Origin of the sequence: Kiloniella majae (assembly GCF_002118315.1) — a bacterium.
GTDB classification, from domain to species: Bacteria; Pseudomonadota; Alphaproteobacteria; order Kiloniellales; family Kiloniellaceae; genus Kiloniella; species Kiloniella majae.
The window spans coordinates 259,871-285,585 of sequence record NZ_MTSZ01000004.1; the positions used below are offsets into that span (position 1 = coordinate 259,871).

Below are 25,715 nucleotides of genomic sequence, written 5' to 3' on the forward strand. Positions count from 1 at the left end.
ATTTTCAGAAGGACGGATACCTCTCCGTTTCTCAAGCGAATGACTCCAATTTTGATTTAAGCCTCTAAGGATTAGAAGTATGATTAAATTATATCGCCATGCACTTTCCGGTCATGCGCATCGGGTTGAACTGTTTCTCTCTTTGCTGGATCTTGAGTATGAGTTAGTTGACGTGGATTTGATGGCTGGTGCTCATAAAGATGCAGATTTTTTGAAAATGCATCCCTTTGGGCAGGTTCCCGTTCTAGATGATAACGGTGTTGTTTTGTGGGATTCTAATGGCATCCTTGTTTATCTTGCCCGAACGTATGGTGGTGAGGCCTGGAGCTTGGGTTCTGCACAAGACGAAGCTGCCATTCAGGGATGGCTTTCTATCGCAGCTGGCCCGATTGCAGCTGGTCCCGCTTCGGCGCGGTTGGTAACTGTATTTGGGGCAAATCTTGATCATGATGTTGCGAAAACTCGTGCGACAGCGCTCTTTGAAACAATGGACAAGATCCTTGATGGACAAAGTTATTTGATTGGCGAGAAGGTAAGTATTGCGGATGTTGCTGCTTATACCTATATCGCTCACGCTCCTGAAGGTGGTGTTGTCCTTGATCCCTATCCAAATATCCAATCCTGGATTTCCAGAATTGAAGCTCTGCCAAATTTTGTTGGTATGCAAAAAACACCTTTGAATGATGCGGCCTAATCAAAGGTTTATATGAGAACTCTGAACATAAGTGACTGATTCAGAGTTCTCTTTCCATTCTGCCCATTCTGCCAAGAAAATAAGAACGAATAAGGAGTTCAGCTATGAGCACATCCTTTTTTGATCCCGAAACAACACCTTTTCACGAAGGAGAGTTGGCGGTTCAGCGACGCTTGGGTGTTCTGGAGAATGTTCATCACTACGCCCCTAAATTTGTTCGCAATTTTTTACCGGACCAACATCGTGAATTTTATGGGCAGCTGCCACAAATTGTTGTTGGATCATTGGACCAAAAGGGGCGCCCATGGGCATCAATGATTATTGGTCAATCTGGCTTTATCACTTCACCTGATCGAGAAACGCTGGTTATTGATAACGCACCTTTACCGGGTGATCCCCTGTCAGGAAATTTGGAAATCGGATCTCCGTTGGGTTTTTTAGGCATTGAATTCCATACGCGACGTCGAAACCGTCTGGCAGGTAAAGTGCAGGGCCGAACAGATCGAAAGGGATTTTCTGTTAAGGTTGATCAGAGCTTTGGCAACTGTCCGCAATATATTCAAGCACGTATGCCTGTCGATGATGAAAAATCAAACTCAAAAGTCCTACAAACGATTGGGCAGAATTCGGGAAATCTTTCTGAGAGCTTGAGTAAGACCGCTAAAGGGATAATTGGCAAAGCGGATACTTTTTTTATCGCGTCAGCGTATTTCCCGGATAACAGTGATCATCGGTTTGGTGTGGATGTGTCTCATCGTGGCGGCAAGCCCGGATTTCTGAAAGTCGTTGATGAGGAGAGGTTGTTGTTTCCAGATTTTTCGGGAAATAACCACTTTAATACTCTCGGAAATATAGAGGTTTATCCAAAAGCAGGGATACTGGTTCCCGATTTTGAAACGGGTGATCTTCTCTATATCACAGGGCAGGCTGAAGTTATCTGGGATGGTCCCGAAGTAAGGGCATTTGCCGACGCTCAACGTCTTGTCGAGATCAAGGTGGAAGAAGTACGGCTTGTTGAAAAGGGCCTGCCGACGGCCTGGAAATTTGAGAGCTATTCCCCTTCTCTTGATCTAACGGGTACTTGGGAAGAAGCGGAAGAGGTACTCTCTACTTCAAAGGATCGGAATGCATGGCGGCGTTATGTGGTTGCTAAGATAGAGAAAGAAAGCGAAAGCATTTCATCCTTTTACCTTGTCCCGGAAGATAAAAAGGCACTGGCTGACTATGAGCCGGGCCAATATTTACCGATCCGGATCAATGTGCCGTGCGGTCCATCCAAGGAAGAAGATAAAGAAGTAAGAAGGACCTATACAATCTCGAATGCTTTTAACGGTCGTTATTATCGCCTTTCAATCAAGCGCGAAGAAGCTGGATTGGTTTCCCGGCATTTCCATGATCACATGAAGCCCGGAGATATCATTGAAGCGCAAGCGCCGCGCGGTGATTTTTATCTGGATAAGGAAAGTACGCGTCCTGTAGTTTTTCTCTCTGGCGGTGTCGGTGTGACGCCAATGATGGCCATGGCTGAAGCTTTATTGGAACAGGAGAAAAAAATTCCTCGTGGGCGTAAAATCCATTTCATCCATGGAGCACGAAATGGAACTGATCATGCCTTTGGAAAATATACGAATGCCCTGTCGATATGGTTTGACTGCTTTGATGTATATAATGCTTATTCTCAGCCGGGATCTTCTGATGTTTTGGGTAAAGGTTTTCAAGCCCAAGGGCGTGTTGATTTAAATTTATTGAGAGAGCATCTATCTCTTGATGATTACGATTTTTATCTCTGTGGCCCTCAGAAATTTATGCAATCTCTCTATGAGGTTCTCAGTGTGTTGGGTGTGCGAGAGGAACGTATTCGCTATGAGACTTTTGGTCCTTCAATGGTGCTTAAATCTTCGACGGGGTTAAAGACGGGTACAGCAGAAAATAGCGGCAGCCTGGAAATGGCAGATCAAGGCGATCTTCCTCAAGAACCAGTGATGGTTCGGTTTGCGGTGACAGATCAAATGGCAGAATGGTGTCCTGAAAAGGGAAGCCTGTTACAATTGGCCGAAGAAAACGGCATATCTCCTGACTTTTCCTGTCGATCCGGGAATTGTGGAGCTTGTGTGACGAAGCTGAAATCTGGTGCTGTCAGTTATCCGAAAGGTTATTCAGCAGAAATTGCAGACGATGAAGTCCTTTTATGTTCTGCTGTGCCACAAAAGCCGGTGGGGTATTCTGATGACGATAGTGAAGTGGTGTTGGATCTCTAGCAAATAGACTAATTTGATTAGGTAAAATAATTGCATTTTTCACTGTAATTCCTGCGGACAATACTTGCTCTGGATCAGGATTTACCTATACTCCCGGCAGATTTACCGAAAAACGGCACTTATGCCTTCTTGCGGCATGGCCACTATTTGCAGAGGCGTGAACTCTTATGGGCGATATCAAAAAAGTCGTACTTGCCTATTCAGGCGGACTTGATACTTCAGTTATTCTGAAATGGCTTCAGGAAACTTATAATTGCGAAGTTGTGACTTTCACAGCGGACCTTGGTCAAGGCGAAGAACTGGAGCCAGCGCGAAAGAAAGCTGAAGCTTGTGGCGTTAAAGATATCTATATCGAAGATGTGCGCGAAGAGTTTGTCAGCGATTTTGTCTTCCCGATGTTCCGTGCCAACGCTGTTTACGAAGGCGTTTACCTTTTGGGGACCTCAATCGCACGTCCGTTGATTTCCAAGCGTTTGATTGAGATAGCTGAAGAAACAGGTGCAGATGCTGTTGCTCATGGCGCAACGGGTAAAGGAAACGATCAGGTTCGTTTTGAGCTAAGCTGTTACGCGCTTAACCCGGATATCAAGGTTATCGCCCCTTGGCGCGAATGGGATCTGACATCTCGTACCAAGCTGATCGATTTTGCTGAAAAGCATCAAATTCCGATCGCAAAAGACAAGCGTGGCGAAGCACCGTTTTCTGTTGATGCCAACCTTCTGCATACGTCTTCAGAAGGTAAGGAAATGGAAGATCCTTGGATCGCCCCGGGTGAACATGTTTATCAGCGTATTGTTTCGCCAATGGATGCGCCGGACGAAGCAACTGAGATCACCATTGAATTCAAAAAAGGTGACGCCGTTGGAATCAATGGTCAAAAAATGTCCCCTGCTGAAATCCTTACCAAGTTGAATGAACTTGGTGGTGCAAATGGTATCGGACGTCTTGACCTTGTTGAAGGCCGTTTTGTTGGCATGAAATCTCGCGGTATCTACGAAACACCTGGCGGAACAATTCTTCTGGCCGCACACCGTGCGATCGAATCAATTACGCTTGATCGTGGCGCGATGCATCTAAAAGACGAACTGATGCCGAAATATGCCGAACTTATCTATAACGGTTTCTGGTTCAGTCCAGAGCGTGAAATGCTACAGGCTATGATCGATAAGTCACAGGAGCATGTCGAAGGTAATGTACGTTTGTCTCTCTACAAAGGTAATGCGATCGTTACCGGGCGTGAGTCTGCAAAGTCACTCTATAGCCTTGAACATGTAACCTTTGAAGAAGATACAGTTTATGATCAACGTGATGCAGAAGGCTTTATCAAGCTGAATGCCCTGCGGTTGAAGCTGCTAAATAAACAAAGATAATTTCATGATAGATTTTTGACTAAAAAGCCCTGCGATTGCGGGGCTTTTTGTTTTTGGGAGAAATATTTTGAAAACCGACTGGAACACAGATCAGTATCTTCAGTTTGAAGACCTTAGGACACGTCCAGCTTATGAGTTACTAAACAGGGTAGCCATTGATCAGCCAAAGAAGGTTATTGATCTTGGCTGTGGTCCCGGTAATTCAACAGAGCTTTTGCAGGCAAGGTTTCCGTCTACCGTTATTTCTGGCGTGGATTCTTCACCAAAAATGCTCGATGAAGCAAGAAAGAGATTACCTGATGTTACGTTTTCTCTTGATGATATCGCGACCTGGAAGCCGGAAGAAAAAGCAGATGTTATTTTTGCCAATGCTTCGCTTCAGTGGGTAACCGGGCATAGCGATTTGTTTCCTCGTTTGATGCAGTGCCTCAATACTGGTGGAATCCTTGCTGTACAGATGCCGGATAACCTATCCGAGCCAACTCATGCTCTGATGCGGGAAACAGCGTCGGAAGGGCCGTGGGCAGAGAAACTGTCGGAAGCGGTAAAATCGAGAGAAACCATCGGAAGCAGTGCGGATTATTATAATTGGCTTGCCGATCAATCCGAAGTTATTGATATCTGGCGCACCAGTTATGAGCATGTTCTTACTGATGCAAGTGCTATTGTTGACTGGGTTAAATCAACGGGTCTCAGACCTTTCCTCGATCCCCTCAATGACCAGGAAAGGCAAGCTTATCTGGAACAATATCTAGACAAGATTAAACAGGCTTATAGGCCGCTCAGGGATGGTCGCGTTCTTCTGACTTTTCCGCGATTATTTATCGTTGCCCAAAGGAAACTTTGATAAGCTATCTTAATTCCATGGCTTAATCCCATGCCTTAACCGCAAAGCTGCTAGGCAAAGGCGTGTGCAGATTGTCATTGCTCCCGGGTGAGATTCACGTTAGTGAAGGCGCCATTCTTATGAAGAGAGATTGATATGAGCGACGAGAAGAAAAAAACTGACGACCCGATTGCGATTTTTATCCTTGGGGAACTCTATGGGGCTGAAAACGCAGTTAGCCCTGATGCTCTTGCGCGCGCTTACTACAAGCCTCGTGCAAAGAAAGAAGATCGCCCTGATGCATGGCGCAAGTATCTGCCTGCAGTACGTCAGCAGGCTCTGCATCTGGCGCGCACGGGCCGGATCAATATTATTCGCAAAGGCGAAGTGGCTGATCCGAAGGCACCGATCAAGGGGCTGTTCAAGCTTGTGATTGCTTAAGAGCAAGATTTAACATGCTGTGTTTGGCTTGAGCTTTTTTAGCGCCGACGAAGATAATAAATAAAAAGCCCGGAACTGAAACTCAGTACCGGGCTTTTTTTATGGCTATTTCACAGCGAAACCTTAGAGAAGGTTTGGCTCTTTCAATCCGTTTTGGCGACTTGCAGCGGTCAGTGTGTTTGCAAGAAGACAGGCAATTGTCATCGGACCAACGCCACCTGGAACCGGTGTAATTGCACCAGCATGTTCCATCGCTTCAGCTGTTGCGACATCACCAACGAGTTTGTTTTTGCCATCAACTTCAATGCGATTGATCCCAACGTCGATAACGGTCGCACCAGATTTGATCCAGTCACCTTTGACCATCTCAGGGCGTCCAACAGCGGCAACAACAATGTCAGCCTGACGAACAACGTCTGCTAGATCTTTGGTGCGGCTGTGCGCGATGGTCACGGTGCAGCTTTCCTGTAGCAGAAGCTGGGCCATTGGCTTGCCAACGATGTTGGAACGACCAACAACAACGGCTGTTTTACCAGAAAGGTCACCAAGATGATCTTTCAACAACATGATAGAACCAAGTGGGGTACAAGGAACCATTGGCGCGCTTGCGCCACGTGCGCCAGTTGCCAAACGGCCAGAGTTGATCACGTGGAAGCCATCAACGTCTTTGTTTGGATCAATGGCATTAATGATTGCGTGGTCATCAATATGATCAGGAACAGGCAACTGAACAAGAATACCGTGAACAGCAGGATCGTTGTTGAGCTCTTCTACTTTCGCCAAAAGCTCTTCCTGAGTTGTTTCCGCGGACATTTTGTGTTCGTAAGAATTCATGCCTGCTTCAAGGGTCTGTTTGCCTTTACTGCGAACATAAACCTGGCTGGCAGGGTCTTCACCAACCAGAACAACGGCAAGACCGGGTGTTAGATTGTGATCGTTTTTCAGGCGGGTAACTTCTTCTGCAATACGGCCACGAAGGGTCGCTGAAAATTTTCTGCCATCAATAATTGTCGCAGTGGACATCATAGGTCTCCTTGATTGATCCCTGTGCCGATTGATAGCAGGGATCGATTGATCTCTTTGTCATCAGATATCAGTGTCAAAGCCAAACAAAACCCAGCTTGAGTGAGGGTATAGCACAGGTATTCTTGACTTCTGTTTTCGTGGTTTTATGGCTTTAAGTCTGGCGATGCAATGACTTATCGCAAGCCAAGATGGGCTTTCTGTTTTGAATCGTGAATTGCCTGATCGGATAATCCGGTTAAAGCTCGTCAGAGCTCAGGATTTCAACGCCGGATTCCCGCATGTGCGTCATGGCCTTAGCCAGTGATCCATCCAGATCAATTGCTCGGCAGGCATCAGCAATTACAAAGGTCTCGAACCCCTGCTTGATGGCGTCTATTGCTGAATAGTACACACAAAAGTCAGTTGCAAGGCCACAAAGGAAGACTCGTTCTATCTCGCGTTCTTTTAAATATCCGGTGAGGCCAGTCGATGTGGTTTTGTCGTTTTCGTAAAAGGCAGAGTAGGAATCGATTTCTTTGCGAAATCCTTTGCGCAGGATCAGTTCTAGCGCATTTTTATTGAGATCTTTATGCAGGGTAGATCCGTTCTCTCCCTGAACACAATGATCAGGCCAGAGAACTTGTTCGCCATAACTGAGTTTGACTGTGCCGTATGGAGCTTGTTCTTCGTGGGATGAAGCAAAAGACAAATGTCCCTCGGGGTGCCAGTCTTGTGTTGCAAGCGCGTGGGGGAAGCGTTCAATCAGCTTGTTTACCACAGGGACAATGGCTTCTCCCTCTGGGACCGCCAATGCTCCCCCGGTACAGAAATCGTTTTGAAGGTCGATGATCAAGAGGGCATCGCGGCTGCTCAAATCGAGAGAATGGGACATAGTGCGATACCTTCTTTGTTAAAAGTCAGATTTAAGCTGTTTTACGCAAAGCTGATGCGAAGGTTAATCAGCACATTCTGTAAGAATATGATGATCAGCAAAAGAACGATCGGGGACAAGTCCATACCACCGATACTAGGGATTATGCTTCTGATCGGGCGAAGTGCAGGCTCGGTTAAACGCCAGAGGAACTCCCCGACCATGCTGACAAACTGGTTATGGGTATTGATCACGTTGAAAGCAACGAGCCAGCTCAGAATAGCCGAGATAATAACGGCCCATTTAAAGAGATCGAGTGCAATAACAAGTACAGTGATCAAAGGTCCCAGAATAATATCCATCGTAAACACATCTCAATTGGTTGGGAGGTTGCTGGCAATATTGAATTCAGAACAGACTACATAGCTGTTCCAAGGGATTCAAGCCAAGCTATCACCTCGGGATTTTTTACGTGTTAAATCGTACGCTTCTTTTGCAGCTAAATAGGATTGGGTCAACAAAATTACAAGTAGATGGAGGCCTTTGGCGCCTTGTCGTGTCATCTTTGAAACAGGTCTTGAGATAATTGATCTGTCCCTGACAGAATATTTGCGTTGCCTATTTTGCTTGGGTAAGCTGATGGTTGAGTGCGGTGAAATCTTGTTTGATTTATCAAAGGATTAGTGATGTCTGTTATGGGGCAGGACCGTTCGTTAGAGGGTGTTAGAAAAGCACTTTCGCATCTCCATGAAAAGCTGGGGTTAGATTTCTCTTTTCAGCTTTGGGATGGCTCTCTTATTCCCCCTTCTGATGATGAAAAGAACAATCTGCGGTTAGCGCTGACTGACAGGATGGTTTTAACCAGATTGCTCCGGCGCCCAAAGTTAAAGACGGTTATTGATCTTTATCTTTCTGGGGGATTGGATATTCGCGGCGGCACGCTTTTTGATCTGGCTGAGCGACGTCCAAAGGGCAAAACCAAAAAACTCATCAAGAGCCTGAATAAAAGCTTATTATTACGAAATCTCTTTCCACTTCTTTTCGCACGAACGGAACAACAAAACGTTCAGTTGGACGGGCAAGGCGAGACGTCTGGTCGAGGAAGCAAACAAAACGATATTGCCTATCACTATGACGTATCGAATAGATTTTATGAGCTCTTTCTTGATCCCGAGATGGTTTATACCTGTGGGTATTTTACGGACTGGGCCAATGATCTTGCACAGGCACAGCACGACAAGCTGGACATGATCTGTCGTAAGCTGCGTCTGAAACCAGGGGATCGTTTGCTGGATATCGGGTGTGGATGGGGCGCGTTGATCTGCCATGCGGCTGAAAACTTTGGCGTCACCGCTGTCGGGGTTACTCTGTCCGAAGAACAGTTGGCGCTGGCACAGCAGCGTATTAAAGAGAAGGGACTTGAAGATAAAGTCTCGGTCGAGCTCAAGGATTTTCGTCTGTTAGAGGGAACTTTTGATAAAATTTCGTCCATTGGCATGTTTGAACATGTGGGGATAGAAAATCATCGAGAATACTATCTGACCGTAAATCGTCTGTTGGAACCACGCGGAATTTATCTGCATCATGCGATTACCCGCAGAGGAAAAACAAGTGATGCGAAATTCAATCGAAAGCGCCCTGAATATAACTCTATGCTCAAATATATTTTTCCGGGCGCGGAAGTTGATCATATAGGTATGACCGCGAGAAATCTTGAAGCACATGGTTTTGAGGTCCATGACGTCGAAGCATGGCGCGAGCATTACGCCAGAACAACTGAGCTGTGGGCGCGTCGCTTGACTGAACGAAAAGAAGAAGCGATTGCGGAAGCTGGCGAAGAGCGTTATCGCCTCTGGGTACTTTACCTCACTGGTGTATCGTTAGCCTTCACGCGAGGAACTCTGAATATCTTCCAGACCGTCGCCACTAAAAGAACCAAGGGGCTTTCCGGAATTCCGCCAACACGATCTGATCTTTATCGAGATTAACCCGGTTAGAAAAAGACTAATCTTGGAATTAAGTATGACTCGAAGAGTCAAAAAAGATCCCGAGTGATACGATGATCACTCGGGATAAAAGAAGCTTAAGTCAGGACGGGAATCCGACCTAAGCCCGCTGGAAATCGTATAGCTTTCCAAGATTTAGAATGTCGGTTAGCTCTTGTAGAGCCGTCCGAACTTCATAGAAAAGTGCTGGATCTTTGATGTCATCAGGTGAAAGTTCATCCCGATAGTGTTTTGAGACCCACGTCTTGAGGTCTTCATAAAGGGCATCATCAAGCAGGACACGTGCGCCCAGATTGCTTAAGTCGTCGTTACTGAGGACAACACGCAGTCTAAGGCATGCTGGGCCGCCACCATTTTTCATGGATTGGCGAAGATTGAAGAACTCAACATTACTGATGGCACCACCCTGCTGAACAAGATCTTCCAGGTATTTTTTGACCCTGGGATTTTCCTGACACTCAATAGGCGCGATCAGTGTCATAGAGTTACTGCCACTGCCCGAAGGGGAAATCAGCTGGCTGTTGAAGAGATAACTTTGCACAGCATCTTCAACAGATACCTGATTATCGGGAACCTCGACAAAAATCATGTCACCGTTCGGGAGCTTCCTGTTCAACTCTTTCTTGACATCATCAGTATTCAGGAAGGCCTTTTCGTGATGGAACAGAACACGTCCGTTACCAACCGAGATTACGTCGTTGTGGAAGACACCCTGATCAATCACGTCGGGGTTCTGTTGTGCATAAACAACCCGATCTTCGGTCAGGCCATGAAGACGGGCAACGGCCTGACAGGCTTCTAGCGTTTGCCGAGCCGGGAATTTTTTCGGACCCGGTGCATCTTTACGCAGGGCTTCGACACCATAAACGAAGAATTCTACGCCGGGATCACCATAGTTGGCACAAAAGCGTGTGTGGTTTGCAGCACCTTCATCCCCGAAATGGTGGCTGCCGTGTAGGGCAGGGTGATGAGCAAAGCGGCTCTCATCGGCAAAGATCGTCTGTAGCGTACGCCCTGTTGTCGGATGCTCAATAGAGCGATGAAACATGGAGATCAGGTTTGCCGGGGTGAAATGTGTTCTGCCGTCCTTTGTATCCGGACGCGGAGATACTGTTCCCGCATTGGCAACCCACATTGAAGAGGCAGAGCATGTTCCGGCAAAGAGAGCCAGGTTTTCCTCTGCCGCTTTCGTGAGGATATCACTTTCGTTCCCACTGTAACCCAAGCCGCGAAGGGTTGGCAGGTGAGGGCGTTCCTGTGGCGGTAAAACCCCCTGCTTCATGCCCATATCTGCCAAGGCTTTCATTTTCTCCAGCCCTTGCAAGGCGGCACCTTTAGGGCTTGAAGTTCCTTTGGCTGACTTATCGGATGCTATGTTGCCATAGGAAAGACCTGCAAAGTTGTGTGTCGGGCCGACAAGGCCGTCAAAGTTAACCTCGTAATAGGTCATTGGCTTATCCCTTATCCTGTAGGGTGATCCCAGGTGTCAGCTGTGCGGGCATGTTAAGCGTATCGGCCTCAAGAGAAGCAACAGGATAGGCAGCATAGTCAGCGGCATAGAACGCACTTGGACGATGGTTACCACTGGCACCAACGCCGCCAAAAGGTGCTGATCCACTGGCACCTGTAAGAGGACGGTTCCAGTTCACAATACCGGCACGGCTTTCGACCCAGAATTTTTCCCAAAGATCTTTATTGTCCGTTAGGATGCCAGCTGAAAGTCCAAAGCGGGTGTTGTTGGCAACATCAATGGCTTCGTCAAAATCAGCAACGCGGATGATTTGGAGGAGAGGGCCAAAATATTCTTCGTCTGGTAGGTCTTTGATGGCTGTAACGTCTATCAGGCCAGGCGTTAAAAATGGTTTGCCATCATAAAGACGTTCCAGGCGCTTGATAACTTTACCACCCATTTTCTCAAGATTTTCCTGTGCGGCAAGGATACCGTCCGCCGCAGCATTGGAAATCAAAGACCCCATAAAAGGCGGATTTTCCTGATCATCCTGTCCGACTTTGATACCATCAATTTGCGATGACAGTGTTTCGATAAATTTATCGCCTTCAGCCCCTGTTGGAACGATCAATCTGCGGGAGCAGGTGCAACGCTGTCCAGAGGTGACATAGGCTGATTGTATGGTGTGATAAGCTGCAGCTTTATCATCGCTTGCCTCCATAACAACCAACGGGTTGTTACCGCCCATTTCCAGAGCCAGAATCTTACCGGTTTTGCCTGCGTATTGGCGGTGTAGCAGTTCACCCGTTGCTGAGCTGCCTGTGAAAAAGAGGCCGTCAATGCCATCATGTCCGGCGAGGGCTATACCTGTTTCCTTGGCTCCCTGCACCAGATTGAGAACACCAGCAGGGAGTCCGGCGTCATGCCATGCCTGCATCATAACTTCGGCAACCATCGGCGTCAGATCGCTGGGTTTGAAAACGATCGTATTACCCGCAATCAAAGACGGGACGATATGCCCGTTCGGAAGGTGACCGGGGAAGTTGTAAGGGCCGAATACGGCGACAACACCGTGCGGTTTATGCCGCAGGGTTGCTTTCAGGCCTTCACCCATTTGATTTTCATGATCGCCTGTACGTTTTTCAAAAGCGTCGAGAGACAGGGCAACTTTGCCGATCATTGCGGCGGCTTCGGTTTTGGTTTCCCAAAGTGGTTTCCCGGTTTCCATTGCGATTGCAACAGCGATATTTTCCTGACGCTCTTTGAGGAGATCCCTGTATTTTGTGATGATTTCAATGCGACTGTCTAATGAGGCAAGCGCCCATCCACGCAGCGCAGAACGTGCCGCGATAATTGCATCATTTACATCATCAGTTGTTGCTGAGGCAGCTTGCCAAATAGTTTCGTTGTTTGCAGGGTTGGTCGAGGAAAGGACACTACCTTTGCCATCGCGCCATTCGCCATTGATATAAAGTTTCTGTGCTAGGCTCATGACTTGTTCTCCCGGAATTTTACGTAGCGTACTTCATCACCAGCTTTAAGGCGGAGTGCGTCGATCGTTTCTTGTGTAAGTTTGATGGACTGTGTGTCGTCTAGCTCTGCTGGCTGAAGACACATGCGATAGGCATCAATGTTGGTATTACTGATCATATAAAGATTTGATTGATCTTCTGCAGCAGCCTGTTCCGTTGTGCCGTTAACCGTGGCAACGCGGCTTGATTGCAATGTTTTAATATTTCTGGTTGGCACCTCGACAGATGGGCCGCCGTCAAAAACATCGACATAACCGTTAAAGTTGAAGCCTTCTTTTTCCAGCAAACGCAAAGCGGGACTGGATGATTCGTGCGGCTTGCCGATAACTTCCTGTGCTTCGTCCGGTAGCAGGTCGATGTAGATTGGATATTTGGGCATCAAATCTGAAATGATCTGGGTGCCCTTGACGGAAGAGATCTTGTCAGCGTTCTCAAAAGCAATACCAAAGAATTTGCCACCGAGATGATTCCAAAAGGGGGACGAACCATCTTTGTCCTGCCAGCCGCGCATTTCGGCCATTACCATATCGCCAAAACGATCCGGGAAATCCGCCAGAGTCAGATAACGGCATCTGGAAAGGAACTGACCGATACCGGGCTGACGATATTCTTTGGAGAGATAAAGAGATCCGATCTCGGTTGCGCCAGTGTAATCATTGACCAATAGCATGACCTTCATCTTGCGGGTTGTTTCCAACTCGGACGAGGCATTGACCAGTGTTGATATCTTGTAAGAATAAAAAGGATGTTTTAGTCCAACCCCGGCGTATAGAGCCGTGGTGCCAACTGCTTTCTGGGTCTTCGTATCCTCTAGAACCATGAAGTAGATTTCACCTTGTGGTCCCATTGCGGGTGTCTTGAAGCTGGCTTCTGAACGGGTAAGTTTTTCTAGCCAGGCGCCTTCGTTGGCTGGCATGGATGTCATGCCTGTTCCCACAGCGTGGGACAAATCCATAAGATCGCCGAGATCACTTTGTCGCGCGGGTCTGATAATTAACATTGGGACGTTTTCCCCGGATTTGTCAGCCGAATTAGGCTGTGGTTGTACGGTCGGGCCAACTTGCTTCGCCTGCTGCCAGTTTAAAGAGCAGGAGAGCAGAAAGTTTGGCGCGTTCACTCAGACTGTCGATCAGCAGGAATTCATCTGTACTGTGAATTGCCCCACCACGAACACCGAGAGTATCTATATTTGCAAGGCCAGCAGCTGCGAGGTTATTGCCATCGCAACATCCGCCTGTCGCTTTTGCCTCTGTTGAAAGGCCCAGATCATCTCCACAGCTTTTTAACAGGGAAAAGAGTTGCTGGTGGGCCTTGTCCATGACTTTTGGTTGCCGCCCGAAAGAACCATGTAGTTCAAGTGAAATACCATCGGCCTGACTGATTTCATCAATGATCTGTTGCAGTTTCTTTTCTGCCCAGGCCTGTCCTTCGGGGCTTGGAACACGAATGTTAAAGCGACATAGCGCAAAGTCGGGAACCACATTGTTGGGACCGCCGCCTGTGAGCTTGGCAACGTTAATGGTGACGCCTTCCATTTGACCGTTCAGGCCATCCAGAAGCGAGATCGCACGGGCGAGGGCTGCGATGGCATTCCTGCCAAGGTGATGTTCCCGTCCGGCATGCGCAGCACGTCCACGGGCAATCAGGGCAAAGTTACCGCTGCCTTTTCTTGCGCCAGCCAATGTGCCATCGGCCAGTGCCGGTTCAAAGATCATGCCGACATCGGCGGCTCTGGCGGCTTGATCCAGATGTTGTGCTGACGCAAAAGAGCCGATCTCTTCATCGGGATTAATAATAACCTGCCAGCCGACGTTACCTGCATAGGGGCTGCGCTCAAGAGCCTGTAAGGCCGTGAGCATCACAACAATACCACCTTTCATGTCAGCAACGCCGGGACCATTAATGGTGTTTTCATCAAGCTTGGTACAGTGCTGGAAACTGTGGTCTTTGGGGTAAACGGTATCGCTGTGTCCAACGAGAAGAATGCGTCGATTGGCGTTTGGCCATTTTGTAAGACGAAGCAGAGGACCGCTTTCGCTTTCAACAACCTCACCATTATCAAGGACATCTGTGCGAGATGGTAACTCAAGGCGTTCTTCTTCAGCACCTAACGATGATGCAAAATCAGACAGACGGTCGATGACCTTTTCAATTCCCGGAATATTCGCGCTTCCGGAATTGATTTCACTCAGCGCCAAAACTTCCGAAAGCATATTGTCCTGTTGCGCATCGATCCATTCGAGCAAAGGAGTATAAGTCATCGACCGTTTCCCTTAGGCTGTCAGTTTCGTGCAAACACGATCAAGGATTTCAATCGCAGTATCCAGCTCGTCATTAGAGACGTTGAGCGGCGGCAGGAAGCGGATCTGATTGTCACCAGATTTTGCGCAGAGCATGCCTTCGCTTCTAAGTTCAAGGAGTACATCGCCATTTGGAATCGCGCACTTGAGGCCGATCATCAGGCCAAGGCCATGAACGGAAACCAGCGCTTTTGGATGTTTTGCGATAAGCTCTTCAAGCTGGGCACGAACTTTGTTTGATTTTTCTGTGACGGAAGCAAGGAAACCATCTTCCATCAAGAGATCCATAACAGCATTTCCAACAGCACCAGCAAGAGGATTACCGCCATAGGTGCTGCCGTGTGTGCCGAAGACCATCGCTTCTGCTGCTTTGTCATTTGCCAGACAAGCACCTAGTGGAAAGCCACCGCCAATGCCTTTGGCAAGGGACATAACATCAGGTTCGATGCCAGACCATTCATATGCAAAGAGCTTGCCTGTACGACCCATGCCGCATTGAACTTCGTCAACCATCATCAGAATGTCGTGCTTGTCACAAAGCGCGCGAATGCCCTGAAGGTATTCTGCCGTGCCGGGACGAATGCCGCCTTCACCTTGAACAGGCTCAAAGATGACGCCAGCCGTTTCGTTTGTGATGGCGGCTTCCAATGCTTGCAGATCACCAAAAGGAACCTGATCGTAGCCTTCATCTTCCATCAGGAAGCCAGCTGTATGCGCAGGATTCCCCGCGGCAGCAATTGTACCAAGTGTCCGGCCATGGAAGGCGCTGGACATACCAATAATACGCTTACGTTCCGGATGACCTTTGGCTTCTTGATATTTACGCAGGATTTTCAGGCCACATTCGTTGGCCTCTGCACCCGAGTTGCTAAAGAAAACTTTTGATGCAAAAGAGTTGTCAGTCAGGCGTTTTGCGAGGGTTTCGGATTGTGTGACCCGGAACATGTTGGAACAGTGCCAGAACTTATCTGCCTGATCTTTCAGCGCAGCAACCAGATGAGGGTGCGCATGACCAAAGGCGCAAACTGCAATCCCGCTATAAAAGTCGAGATACTTTTTACCATCTTCTGCGTAAAGCCAGGTTCCTTCACCTTTTTCAAAGGCGATGTTTGGTGGGTTGTAGGTGGTCATCATGGCTTCGCGGCCAGGAAGAACGTTAGACATTATGTGCTCCTTTGGTGGATCCAAGCCTGATTTCTAATCAGGCATCCCAGTATATTACCTGTGTATTACGCAATGTTTGGCGAGTTTGTCGGTGACGGATTTTCTACCGCCTTTGTTTCGCTCAGTTAAATAAGCTTATCGCAGAATCTGCCGAAGGTCTTATCGAAGTCATTCTATTTTACTGCAGATACTGCGGTTTTAATGAGCAATACCGAATTATATTTTGTTTTGTTCTTTGCAATAGATAATTTGAACGATTGTTAGCGTTTTGATTAATGTTTAAGTCTGATGTATAGAGAAAATAAGGATTTATAATGTATGATCCCTTGTGCCTCTAGAATGAAACTGCGTTCTATAATGTATGATTTGATAAAAAAAGGCTTGTAAATGTCGTTTAGTCAGCAACTGGATCGAATAGATCAAAATATTCTTTCGATTCTTCAACAAGAAGCCCGTATAACCAATCAGGACTTGTCTGATCGGGTGAATTTATCGCCAAGTTCTTGCTTGAACAGAGTACGTAAACTGGAAGAGCGCGGTTTTATCGGTCCCTATTTCGGAATGATTGACCTTGAGCGGGTATGTCGATCTGTCATGGTGATCGCGACTGTGACCTTGAAAGATCATAGCCGGGATCAATTCAAAGCGTTTCAGGACTATGTGCAAAAGATTCCCGAAGTGGTCGAGTGTTATATGGTCAGTGGGTCTTTTGACTTTTGCTTACGGATCGTGGCCCCTGATATGGGGCGCTATAATGAAATAAACGATTATCTACTGGATGCGACTGATACACCGGGTGTGATGAATATTAGCAGTCACGTGGTATTGAATACTTCCAAACACTTTTCCGGCTATCCGATCGAAAAACTTTTATAGAAGACCTTATATTAGATGGCTTATGTCGGATGACTTATGCTTGAATGATTTTATACAGACCCACACAGGCTACAGGCTGGATCGCGCTTGGTCTTCATTTTGTGAAATGATGTTCCCAAAGAGTCGTAGAGCAACAGGCTGTTACTCATGCTCTCGCCAATGCCCAGTAATTCCTTGATAACTTCGACGGATTGCAGGCTGCCCATTGTGCCAGCCAGTGCGCCGAGCACGCCAACATCAGCGCAACTGCCTTTTTCCGCCACCTGTTCGTTACCAAAAAGACAGCGATAACAGGGGTTGTCACCTTCTTCGAATGCCCGGAAGGTCGTCAATTGGCCATCAAAGCGCATGATTGCAGCAGAGACCAACGGAACCTTTTGCCGATAACAAGCATCATTAACCAGATAGCGGGTGTTAAAGTTGTCACATCCATCGGCCACCAAATCATACTGAGCAATCAGATCATCAATGTTGTCTGAATCCAGACGGAAGTGATGTGGTCGAATATCTATATCCGGGTTGATCGCGGTCAGGCGGTCCTTTGCAGATTGCACCTTGGCGTGATCAATTTGGCTTGTGTCGTGTAAGACTTGACGTTGCAGGTTTGACAGGTCAACAACGTCGTCGTCGACAACACCGATTGTCCCAATGCCTGCAGCGGCAAGATAGAGTAGAAGAGGGGAGCCTAATCCCCCGGCACCAATGACGAGAACTTTGGAACGAAGAAGCTTTAGCTGTCCTTCTTCGCCCACTTCTGGAAGGACAAGATGTCGGGCGTAACGATCAATCTGATCGTCGGTTAGCTCGTCTTCCAATTGTTCATTCACGCTTATGATCCGTTTTCTTTATTTGTGCTTTTATCTCAGGGTGTGCCCTTTGTTTACTTGATTGTCCGAACATTACCCGTTTTCAAAAAGATCTGTACTGAGATACCGCTCGGCAAAGGAAGGCAGAATGGTGACAATCTTTTTGCCGATCATTTCGGGTCTGCCGCCAATTTCCAAGGTGGCAGCCAGAGCAGCACCGGAAGAGATCCCGATCGGTAATCCTTCGAGAGCAGCCGCTTCACGGGCTGTTCTGAAGGCGGTGTCATTTCCTATCCGTATGATTTCATCAATTAGCCCGGTGTCGAGAATACTTGGGATAAAGCCCGCACCGATACCTTGAATTTTATGAGGGCCGGGCTGTCCACCAGAAAGAACAGGGCTGTCTTCTGGCTCGACTGCAACCATTTTGACATCAGGGTTTAATTCTTTGAGGACTGCACCCACACCCGTCAGGGTGCCGCCGGTGCCAACGCCGCAAACAACCATATCGACCTGACCAGCGGTATCATGCCAGATTTCTTCGGCTGTTGTGATCCTGTGGATTGCCGGATTGGCTTTGTTCATGAACTGTTGAGGCATAACTGCTTTGGGCAATTCCTTGACCAATGCTTCGGCACGGGAAACTGCGCCGCTAATTCCCAGTGCGCCATCTGTCAGGACCAGTTCTGCCCCGAGATAGCGCAGCATTTTACGCCGCTCGGCAGACATGGTTTTGGGCATTGTCAGAATTAGTCTGTAGCCTTTTGCCGCGCATACAAAAGCAAGAGCGATACCTGTATTGCCGCTTGTTGGCTCGATAATAACGGTATCTTTGTCCAACTCACCGGATTCTTCTAGCGCTTCAATCATGGCAAAGCCTATACGATCTTTGATCGATGCCAGGGGATTAAAGAACTCACACTTTCCGAGAATTTCCGCTCCAGATCCATGTGCGTCGGCAAGTTTTTGCAGACGCACAAGCGGCGTCGCACCGATCGTATCAAGGATAGAATCGTATATTTTGCCTCGGAAAGAGGAAGATAAGGTGTTGTTTTTGGTCTTCATGGTTTCTCGCTATACGACCCCAAGAGACCGCCTGATTAAATGCTGAAATCAGGCATTGCGGCTGTGGCCTCGCTGGGAATGTTTTGTTTTCTTGCTTCGTCGCAAAGTTGTTCAATGGTTATTTTGTCGAAACGCTCCATTATTTCCCTTTGCATGTCAACCCAGATAGGTCGAACGACGTTGATACCAATGTCAGATCCTTCATTGTCGCGGGCAGGATCTGATGCGCCTTCCAAGTCCCTGACAACACGAATAATTTCGCCAACTGTTATGCGACGCCTTTCTTTTGCCAGACGATATCCGCCCCGTGGGCCACGTTGTCCGGCAAGAACGCCATTGTGTACCAGTTGTTGGAGTACCTGTTCAAGATAGCGTCTGGGAATGCCTTCCCGACGTGATATTTCAGTTGATCTTACAGGTGCCGAGCCTGCGTGATAAGCAATATCTACAACCGCCTCTATTGCAAAGAGTAGCTTTTTTGATAGCCGAAGCATTTTTTTGTTTCCCAGTCCCTTTTATTCCTGAGCAAAGACGCCTGTTGATCCAAACCCACCTTCGCCACGTGAAGTGGCATCAAGTGACGTGGCTGAGGACCAGCTAGCCTGAATACAAGGGGCTATCACCATCTGAGCTATTTTTGCGCCTCTTTCGATGGTGAAGGTTTCCTTGCCAAGGTTCATTATTATAACGCCGATTTCTCCGCGATAGTCGGCATCGATTGTCCCCGGTGTGTTTACCAGGGTTATTCCGTGTTTTAGTGCAAGACCTGATTTTGGTCTGATTTGAGCTTCGTACCCGTTGGGCAGAGCTATTTTAAGTCCGGTGGGAACCAACAGACGATCACCGGATGCCAATTCAATGGGATTTTCAATGGCAGCAAGAAGATCCATGCCCGCTGATTGTGGCGTGGCATAGGAGGGAAGAGGTAAGCCTTCTCCGTGAGAGAGTTGAACGATCGATATTTCTACGTTCATACAGTTCTTCCTGACATACTTGTTAATTGTTAATTATTAAACGTTGAGAGTTAAGTGGTCTGCGATACGCTTGGACAGTTTCTTTGCCGCAGCGTCTTTAGTCATTTTATGCCATTGGTCTACGCCGTTTTTATCAATCAAAAACAGTGTATTTTCATCTCCACCAAAAGTTCCTGTTGCAGGTGATACATCGTTTGCCAGAATCCAGTCACATCCTTTTCTGTCCCGTTTTGAGATAGCATTTTCGGTGACCTGTTCCGTTTCGGCTGCAAAGCCGATGACAAGGCCCGGACGCTTTGGTCCTGATTGTGACAGTGTTGCCAGAATATCGGGATTTTGAACAAAATTAAGCGTTGGGGCTTCGTCGTTGTTTTTCTTTTTGATTTTTTGTTTGCTTTGTTCCGCTACACGCCAATCTGCCACAGCTGCGGCGAAGATGGCGATATCTGCTGGCAGAGCTTTCTGACAGGCAACCAACATCTCTTCGGCGCTGGTGATAGAGATAAATTTTACGCCTTGAGGAGGTGAGAGTTGGGTCGGCCCCGATACCAAGGTGACCTCAGCTCCCAGTTGTTCCATGGCTTGCGCGATGGCATAGCCTTGCTTCCCGGACGAATGATTCGCGATGTACCTGACAGGGTCCAGTGCTTCATGTGTTGGCCCTGCGGTGACAAGTGTTTTGATCCCGGCGAGTGGTTTTTCAGAAGGGGCAGAAAAATAAGCTTCGATTGCACCAAGAATTTCTGCTGGTTCCGCCATACGCCCGGGGCCAAATTCTCCGCAAGCCATGGAACCTTCGTTGGGGCCAATGACCTTTACACCGCGATTTATAAGCGTTTGTAAATTTTCCTGTGTCGCAGGGTGTTCCCACATGCGTACATTCATTGCCGGGGCAATAAGCGTATCTTTATCCGTAGCAAGCAGAACCGTGGACGCTAAATCATCAGCGCGCCCCTGAGCCATCTTGGCCATGAAATCAGCACTTGCGGGGACGACAACGATTAGATCGGATTGACGCGAAAGTTGGATATGCCCAATTTCGGTTTCATCAGTGAGCGAAAAGAGGTCGACAAACGTCTTTTCGCCCGTCAGTGCCGAAACGGAGAGTGGCGTCACAAACTCTGATCCGGATTTGGTAAGGATTGCACGCACAGAGACATCGCGCTCTTTAAGGCGGCGAATTAACTCCAGAGACTTGTATGCTGCAATGCCACCAGTAACCACCAGTAGAATGCTTTTGCCAGATATCATTATTAAACGTACTATTTCACTGTAAAATTGCGTAAATTAACATATTAATTTTTTGGATAAATCACTCAGTTGTCAACAGTAGATGTTAATAAATGTTAACTATTGAAAAATATAAAATTTACAGCAAATCCAATGGAGAATGTAAAACTGGCAATCGCAATGATGAAAGCCCACTTCGCAGTCCCGCTACTTTCGTTGTGGAAATCCTGTATGGTTTTGTTGTGTAGTCGTAACCCTTGTTGAGAGAAAATGCCAGATGCAACTTCCAGGTTATGAACCAGTTTTGGAAGCGTTTTAAGGCTGTCTGCCAGTGTCGTAACACTTTCTTTTACAATTGCTTCTGGTCCTCTGTTCTCGATAATCCACTCTTCGACGAGTGGTTGAGAAATAGACCAAAGGTTAAGGTTCTCTTCTAGACCCCTGCTGACCCCTTCGGCCATGACCATATTTTTTTGCAGCAAGAGCAGATGGGGCTGAATTGTCATGTCAAAGGATTCGGCAAGGTGAAGCATTTGCCCAAGAAGTCTGGCAAAAGAGAAATCGCTTAAATCTTTTCCCATAATCGGTTGGCAAACTGAACGCAGGGCCTGGGCAAAGGTTTCTATCTTTTGATTCGGCGGGATCATGCCAGCAGCAACGTGTGCTTTGGCCAGTTGCAGATAGTCCTGTTTCAAGAGGGCAATGAGCATGTCGGCAAGGAAATGGCGTGTGGATTTGTCTATTCTACCCATGATGCCGAAGTCGACAGCAACGATTCTACCGTCATCGCCGACAAACATATTACCCGGATGTTGGTCTCCGTGGAAAAATCCGTCCCGGAATACCTGATTAAAGAATATGGCGGCAGCTGTCGTAAGAACTTCTTCCAGATCGTGTCCGGCATCAAGAAGAGCCTGGCGATCATCCAATGGAATTCCTTCTATTCTACTCATTGTCAAGACGCGACGAGCTGTTCTGTCCCAATCTATCTCTGGCGTGTCATAGGTGTAATCGTCGGCAAAATTATCGCTGAGCTCGCAAGCTGCAGCAGCTTCCATACGCAGATCCATTTCAAGGCGCACAGTCTCGTGAAATGTTTCAACGACTTCGGTGAGTTTGAAACGCTTTAATCCCGGGCGTGTTTTTTCAAGTAATCCGGCAAGGCTATAAAAAAGCGTCAGATCTTTTTTGAAATCCTCTTCGACACCAGGCCTTAAAACTTTAACGGCAACGGGGTCACCATCCAGTGTTTCTGCAAAGTGTACTTGGGCAATGGATGCTGCTGAAACGGGTGTTTCATCAAAGGAAAGAAAGAAGTCATCGATTTCGCCGTGTAGTTCTTTTTCAATGATAGCAATCGCGCGCTTGCCATCAAAGGCGGGCAATTGATCCTGTAGATGGGCAAGGTCTTCGGTAAATTGATCGCCAAGAATATCTGCGCGGGTAGAGAGGAACTGACCAAGTTTAATGTGGCTGGGGCCAAGTTCTGTTAACGCAGCAGCGAGCTTTTGTCCGGGGCGCAGATTTTTATTTTTTCTGGATGCTTTACGGGCAAGCCACACAGCAACAGCGGCTAGTTTCCCGGGCACTAGGTGTCTTTCTTCAAGAACAGCCAAGGCATCATGGCGTGCAAAGACACGGGCAATTTGGAAAAGACGTAAAAGAGTCGCTATGTTTTTGAACATCAAATGTGCTTCATTGAAATATTAGATACGCCATCCGCAATGTATAGCGGCGACCCCGCCAGTGTGGTTTCTGTAGCTGCATTGCTCGAAACCTGCGGATCGCATCATAGAAATCAAGTCATCTTGTGGTGGGAAACGACGAATTGATTCGGCCAGATACTGATATGATTCGCGATCGTTCGCGACCAGTTGTCCCATGTTCGGCAGAATTTTAAAGGAGTACTGGTCGTAAATCTGATCCAGAATAGGCAAAACAACCTGACTGAATTCAAGGCAGTAGAAACGCCCGCCAGGCTTCAAAACGCGTTTCGCCTCTGCCAAAGCGCGGTCGATATGGGTAACGTTCCTCAGGCCAAAGGCAATGGTGTAGGAATCCATACTCCGGCTTGGGAAGGGAAGACTCTCTGCGTTACCACAGGTCCAGCTCAATCCCTTTAGGATGCCATGGTCAATGGCGCGATCTCTGCCGACAAGCATCATATCAGGTGTCAGATCGCAAACTGTCACAGGGCCTGCTTTGTCACGTCCCACACGGTCAATAATCCGCATTGCAATGTCACCGGTTCCACCCGCAACATCCAGATGAGCTTCGCCCGGTTGTGGATTAACCCAATCGATCAGGGATGCCTTCCATAAACGGTGAACGCCCCCGCTCATGAGGTCATTCATTATGTCGTATTTGCTTGCGACACTTTCAAAAACACCACGAACGCGGTGTTTCTTGTCATTTACGGAAACCTCTTCGAACCCGAAGTGAGTCGTGCCTGCCGAAGATTGTTTGTCTGTTCTATTTGCCATTAGAAAGTTCCAACTGCGAAGCTCTGGAGCAGTTATATTGCTGTGGCTTGTGTAAAGCGCTTTAGTGTTTCTGCTTGAATGATATAGTACTGCTGCCTGTCGAACGCAAAGGAAAACAAGGATATGCCAGAACTGCCCGAAGTCGAGACTGTTATGCGTGGCTTACGCCCTAGTCTTGAAGGGAGTATTCTCAAAAAAGTCACACAAAGGCGAAATGATCTCCGCTTTCCCTTGCCAGAAAATATGGCTGAGAGATTGACGGGGCGCAAAGTCGAGCAGCTCAAGCGTCGAGCAAAGTATGTTCTTGCGCATCTTGATGATGAGATGGTGTTGTTTTTTCACCTTGGCATGTCTGGTCGCGTGACAATTCTGCAGGGCGATCAGCGGCCTCCACTGGGTGCGCATGATCATATTATTTTTGAAACAGACGATGGTGACGAGATCAGATATTGCGATCCACGTCGGTTTGGTATGATGGATCTTGTCCATGTCAACGACTTGGACAGTCACAAGGCCTTTAAGGATCTGGGGCCGGAACCTTTGGGCAATACTTTTAACGGACCGGATTTTTACGCGCGGATTAAGAACAAGAAAACGAATATTAAAGCAACGATTCTGGATCAACGGGTTGTCGCCGGAATCGGGAATATTTATGCCTGTGAAGCGCTGCACCTATCGGGAATTTCTCCGGAAAGGCAGGCGCAAAGTCTGACAACGGTAGAGGCTGATCTTTTGGTGGTAACCATCCGGGATGTTTTGAATAAAGCGATAGAAGCCGGGGGGTCCAGTTTGCGTGACTATGTTCAGGCATCCGGAGAATTGGGCTATTTTCAGCATTCCTGGTCCGTTTACGGGCGCGAAGGTGAGCCCTGTCGGCGGTGTACAGGTGAAGACGGTCGTAAAGACGGCACACAACTCCTTATTGAACGTATTCAGCAGAACGGGCGCTCTACTTTTTATTGCCCGATCTGTCAGCACTAAGGTTGCGATGATGATGGTTGATTTAATGAAACGAATATTTTCGACTTTTTCCCGGGTATTATTTTTTAAGGTACTAAGCGCATTCTTTTTGTGTGGGGCACTCATGAGCTCAACTTCTGCTTTAGCATCAGAAGGGGGCTTTTTTACAGGCAGTGGTGGCGTGCCAATTGTTCCGGGTATGGAAGAAATGGAAGAACTTGGGGTTGTCTTTGATAAGCCAGAAGGACGCATTGTTGAAGCCTTTGCTTCGGGCCATCTATCACAATCTGATGTACGTGAGTTTTACGGTCGCGCATTGCCACAGTTGGGCTGGGCTGTCGTTGGTGAAGGATTGTTTGTACGCGAGGGTGAAGTTTTGAAGATCGAGATTCTGGAAGGTGTGGAAAACAGCAGATCGATTCTGCGAATTATTCTCGCGCCCTCGCAATAAACATACGGCACTCTTTGCCCGAAATATGTGTGCTTGGAGGGTGTGTAACCCCGAGTGTGTACAGAAAAAACGATAGAGAATTTATGATATTGCTCACAGCGGGTATGAAACCGGGCAAATCTGAAACCAGGAGCTAACCAAAAATGACATATGAATATATTGCCGTGGAAAGACATGATCGCGTTGGCCTTATCAAGCTTGATCGCCCAGAAGCTTTGAATGCTCTGTGCGTTGGCTTGATTGACGAGCTTGGTCGGGCTGTTTCAGAGTTTGAAGCCGATGATACAATCGGATGTATGGTTGTTACGGGGTCTGAAAAGGCTTTTGCTGCTGGTGCAGATATTAAGGAAATGGTGGGGAAGGATTTTCAAGCGGCTTATCGGGAAGATTTTATTACCGATGACTGGGAGGTCTTGGCCAAAACAAGAAAGCCTGTGATCGCGGCTGTTGCTGGTTATGCGTTGGGTGGTGGTTGTGAAGTTGCCATGATGTGCGACTTTATTATTGCTGCGGATACGGCAAAGTTTGGACAGCCTGAAATTACCATTGGAACGATTCCCGGTGCTGGCGGTACGCAACGCCTTACCCATTTGATTGGTAAGGCGAAGGCTATGGATATGTGTCTAACTGGTCGCATGATGGATGCGGAAGAAGCGGAACGTAGTGGTTTGGTAAGCCGGGTTGTTCCGGCAGCTGATTTGATGGATGAGGCCTTGGCGACAGCGAAGAAGATTGCAGGATTCTCTTTGCCAGTGACGATGATTGCTAAAGAATCCGTAGATAGGGCTTATGAAACAACCCTTGCCGAGGGACTCCGTTTCGAGAGACGGGTTTTTCATTCAACCTTTGCTTTGGAAGATAGACGTGAAGGAATGACAGCTTTTGTTGAAAAGCGTAAACCAGAGTGGAAGCACCGCTGATAAGGCCTGAGCTAAGGCGGGCTACGTTATGTT

The 25,715-nt window shown here is 47.6% G+C and carries 25 protein-coding genes; 10 read left to right on the top strand and 15 right to left on the bottom strand.

Annotation, left to right across the window (positions count from 1 at the left end; genetic code table 11):
- The first annotated feature begins 79 nt into the window (after positions 1-79).
- The 5 genes from BKB51_RS14075 to BKB51_RS14095 all read left to right on the top strand — a co-directional run bounded on the left by BKB51_RS14075 (position 80) and on the right by BKB51_RS14095 (position 5,589).
- Positions 80-694 (top strand): glutathione S-transferase family protein, encoded by a 615-nt coding sequence (locus BKB51_RS14075; protein ID WP_085901727.1) that lies wholly within the window; start codon positions 80-82, stop codon positions 692-694.
- A gap of 104 nt (positions 695-798) precedes the next feature.
- Entirely contained in the window at positions 799-2,952 is a 2,154-nt protein-coding gene (locus BKB51_RS14080; RefSeq protein WP_085901728.1) for a 2Fe-2S iron-sulfur cluster-binding protein, read from the top strand.
- Positions 2,953-3,119: 167 nt separating this feature from the next.
- The gene (locus BKB51_RS14085) at positions 3,120-4,322 is read left to right on the top strand and encodes an argininosuccinate synthase (protein WP_085901729.1); all 1,203 of its coding nucleotides are present in this window, start codon (positions 3,120-3,122) and stop codon (positions 4,320-4,322) included.
- 67 nt (positions 4,323-4,389) lie between these two features.
- Entirely contained in the window at positions 4,390-5,169 is a 780-nt protein-coding gene (tam, locus tag BKB51_RS14090) for a trans-aconitate 2-methyltransferase (protein ID WP_085901730.1), read from the top strand.
- 135 nt (positions 5,170-5,304) lie between these two features.
- A complete protein-coding gene (locus BKB51_RS14095) occupies positions 5,305-5,589 on the top strand; it encodes a DUF3253 domain-containing protein (RefSeq protein ID WP_085901731.1) in 285 nt (94 codons plus the stop codon).
- 123 nt (positions 5,590-5,712) lie between these two features.
- Here BKB51_RS14095 and folD read toward each other — a convergent pair whose 3' ends face one another.
- The 3 genes from folD to BKB51_RS14110 all read right to left on the bottom strand — a co-directional run bounded on the left by folD (position 5,713) and on the right by BKB51_RS14110 (position 7,827).
- Positions 5,713-6,612, bottom strand: coding sequence for a bifunctional methylenetetrahydrofolate dehydrogenase/methenyltetrahydrofolate cyclohydrolase FolD (gene folD / locus BKB51_RS14100; RefSeq protein ID WP_085901732.1), 900 nt, complete (start codon positions 6,610-6,612; stop codon positions 5,713-5,715).
- Positions 6,613-6,850: 238 nt separating this feature from the next.
- A complete protein-coding gene (gene pncA / locus BKB51_RS14105) occupies positions 6,851-7,486 on the bottom strand; it encodes a bifunctional nicotinamidase/pyrazinamidase (protein WP_085901733.1) in 636 nt (211 codons plus the stop codon).
- Between the two features lie 41 nt (positions 7,487-7,527).
- Positions 7,528-7,827 (bottom strand): YggT family protein, encoded by a 300-nt coding sequence (locus BKB51_RS14110; RefSeq protein ID WP_085901734.1) that lies wholly within the window; start codon positions 7,825-7,827, stop codon positions 7,528-7,530.
- A gap of 324 nt (positions 7,828-8,151) precedes the next feature.
- Between BKB51_RS14110 and BKB51_RS14115 the strand changes: the two genes are divergently transcribed.
- Positions 8,152-9,453, top strand: a complete 1,302-nt coding sequence (locus BKB51_RS14115) for an SAM-dependent methyltransferase (protein ID WP_085901735.1) — start codon at positions 8,152-8,154, stop codon at positions 9,451-9,453.
- A gap of 118 nt (positions 9,454-9,571) precedes the next feature.
- On the opposite strand, the gene astB is transcribed toward BKB51_RS14115, so the two are convergent.
- Genes astB through BKB51_RS14140 form a run of 5 tightly spaced genes read right to left on the bottom strand, consistent with a single transcriptional unit; the run spans position 9,572 to position 15,917 of the window.
- Positions 9,572-10,921, bottom strand: a complete 1,350-nt coding sequence (gene astB / locus BKB51_RS14120; protein WP_085901736.1) for an N-succinylarginine dihydrolase — start codon at positions 10,919-10,921, stop codon at positions 9,572-9,574.
- Between the two features lie 4 nt (positions 10,922-10,925).
- Positions 10,926-12,413: a succinylglutamate-semialdehyde dehydrogenase gene (gene astD / locus BKB51_RS14125; RefSeq protein WP_085901737.1), complete on the bottom strand. Its 1,488-nt coding sequence runs from the start codon at positions 12,411-12,413 to the stop codon at positions 10,926-10,928.
- Positions 12,410-13,453: an arginine N-succinyltransferase gene (locus BKB51_RS14130; RefSeq protein WP_085901738.1), complete on the bottom strand. Its 1,044-nt coding sequence runs from the start codon at positions 13,451-13,453 to the stop codon at positions 12,410-12,412. The genes astD and BKB51_RS14130 overlap by 4 nt, the downstream gene beginning before the upstream one ends.
- 31 nt (positions 13,454-13,484) lie before the next feature.
- Positions 13,485-14,714, bottom strand: coding sequence for a hydrolase (locus tag BKB51_RS14135; RefSeq protein WP_085901739.1), 1,230 nt, complete (start codon positions 14,712-14,714; stop codon positions 13,485-13,487).
- 12 nt (positions 14,715-14,726) lie between these two features.
- Positions 14,727-15,917, bottom strand: a complete 1,191-nt coding sequence (locus BKB51_RS14140; protein ID WP_085901740.1) for an aspartate aminotransferase family protein — start codon at positions 15,915-15,917, stop codon at positions 14,727-14,729.
- Between the two features lie 387 nt (positions 15,918-16,304).
- On the opposite strand from BKB51_RS14140, the gene BKB51_RS14145 reads away from it, so the two are divergent.
- A complete protein-coding gene (locus BKB51_RS14145; RefSeq protein ID WP_085901741.1) occupies positions 16,305-16,793 on the top strand; it encodes an Lrp/AsnC family transcriptional regulator in 489 nt (162 codons plus the stop codon).
- Between the two features lie 50 nt (positions 16,794-16,843).
- On the opposite strand, the gene BKB51_RS14150 is transcribed toward BKB51_RS14145, so the two are convergent.
- From BKB51_RS14150 to ubiE, 7 genes are all read right to left on the bottom strand, one after another.
- Complete coding sequence (locus BKB51_RS14150; protein WP_245813283.1) at positions 16,844-17,620, bottom strand: HesA/MoeB/ThiF family protein; 777 nt, start codon at positions 17,618-17,620, stop codon at positions 16,844-16,846.
- 72 nt (positions 17,621-17,692) lie between these two features.
- Entirely contained in the window at positions 17,693-18,664 is a 972-nt protein-coding gene (gene cysK, locus BKB51_RS14155; RefSeq protein ID WP_085901742.1) for a cysteine synthase A, read from the bottom strand.
- A 35-nt stretch (positions 18,665-18,699) separates the two neighbouring features.
- A complete protein-coding gene (locus tag BKB51_RS14160; protein ID WP_085901743.1) occupies positions 18,700-19,158 on the bottom strand; it encodes an RrF2 family transcriptional regulator in 459 nt (152 codons plus the stop codon).
- Positions 19,159-19,179: 21 nt separating this feature from the next.
- The gene (gene dut / locus BKB51_RS14165; protein WP_085901744.1) at positions 19,180-19,638 is read right to left on the bottom strand and encodes a dUTP diphosphatase; all 459 of its coding nucleotides are present in this window, start codon (positions 19,636-19,638) and stop codon (positions 19,180-19,182) included.
- A gap of 36 nt (positions 19,639-19,674) precedes the next feature.
- Positions 19,675-20,889, bottom strand: coding sequence for a bifunctional phosphopantothenoylcysteine decarboxylase/phosphopantothenate--cysteine ligase CoaBC (gene coaBC / locus BKB51_RS14170; protein WP_085901745.1), 1,215 nt, complete (start codon positions 20,887-20,889; stop codon positions 19,675-19,677).
- Between the two features lie 95 nt (positions 20,890-20,984).
- The gene (gene ubiB / locus BKB51_RS14175) at positions 20,985-22,553 is read right to left on the bottom strand and encodes a 2-polyprenylphenol 6-hydroxylase (protein ID WP_085901746.1); all 1,569 of its coding nucleotides are present in this window, start codon (positions 22,551-22,553) and stop codon (positions 20,985-20,987) included.
- A gap of 21 nt (positions 22,554-22,574) precedes the next feature.
- Entirely contained in the window at positions 22,575-23,351 is a 777-nt protein-coding gene (ubiE, locus tag BKB51_RS14180; RefSeq protein WP_085901747.1) for a bifunctional demethylmenaquinone methyltransferase/2-methoxy-6-polyprenyl-1,4-benzoquinol methylase UbiE, read from the bottom strand.
- 123 nt (positions 23,352-23,474) lie between these two features.
- Here ubiE and mutM point away from each other — a divergent pair, with 123 nt between their 5' ends.
- From mutM to BKB51_RS14195, 3 genes are all read left to right on the top strand, one after another.
- Positions 23,475-24,332, top strand: a complete 858-nt coding sequence (gene mutM, locus BKB51_RS14185; protein WP_085901748.1) for a bifunctional DNA-formamidopyrimidine glycosylase/DNA-(apurinic or apyrimidinic site) lyase — start codon at positions 23,475-23,477, stop codon at positions 24,330-24,332.
- Between the two features lie 103 nt (positions 24,333-24,435).
- Positions 24,436-24,762 carry a hypothetical protein gene (locus tag BKB51_RS14190; protein ID WP_085901749.1) on the top strand — a complete coding sequence of 109 codons (327 nt, stop codon included), beginning with the start codon at positions 24,436-24,438 and terminating at the stop codon, positions 24,760-24,762.
- Positions 24,763-24,905: 143 nt separating this feature from the next.
- Positions 24,906-25,682, top strand: a complete 777-nt coding sequence (locus tag BKB51_RS14195) for an enoyl-CoA hydratase (protein WP_085901750.1) — start codon at positions 24,906-24,908, stop codon at positions 25,680-25,682.
- Positions 25,683-25,715 lie beyond the last annotated feature (33 nt).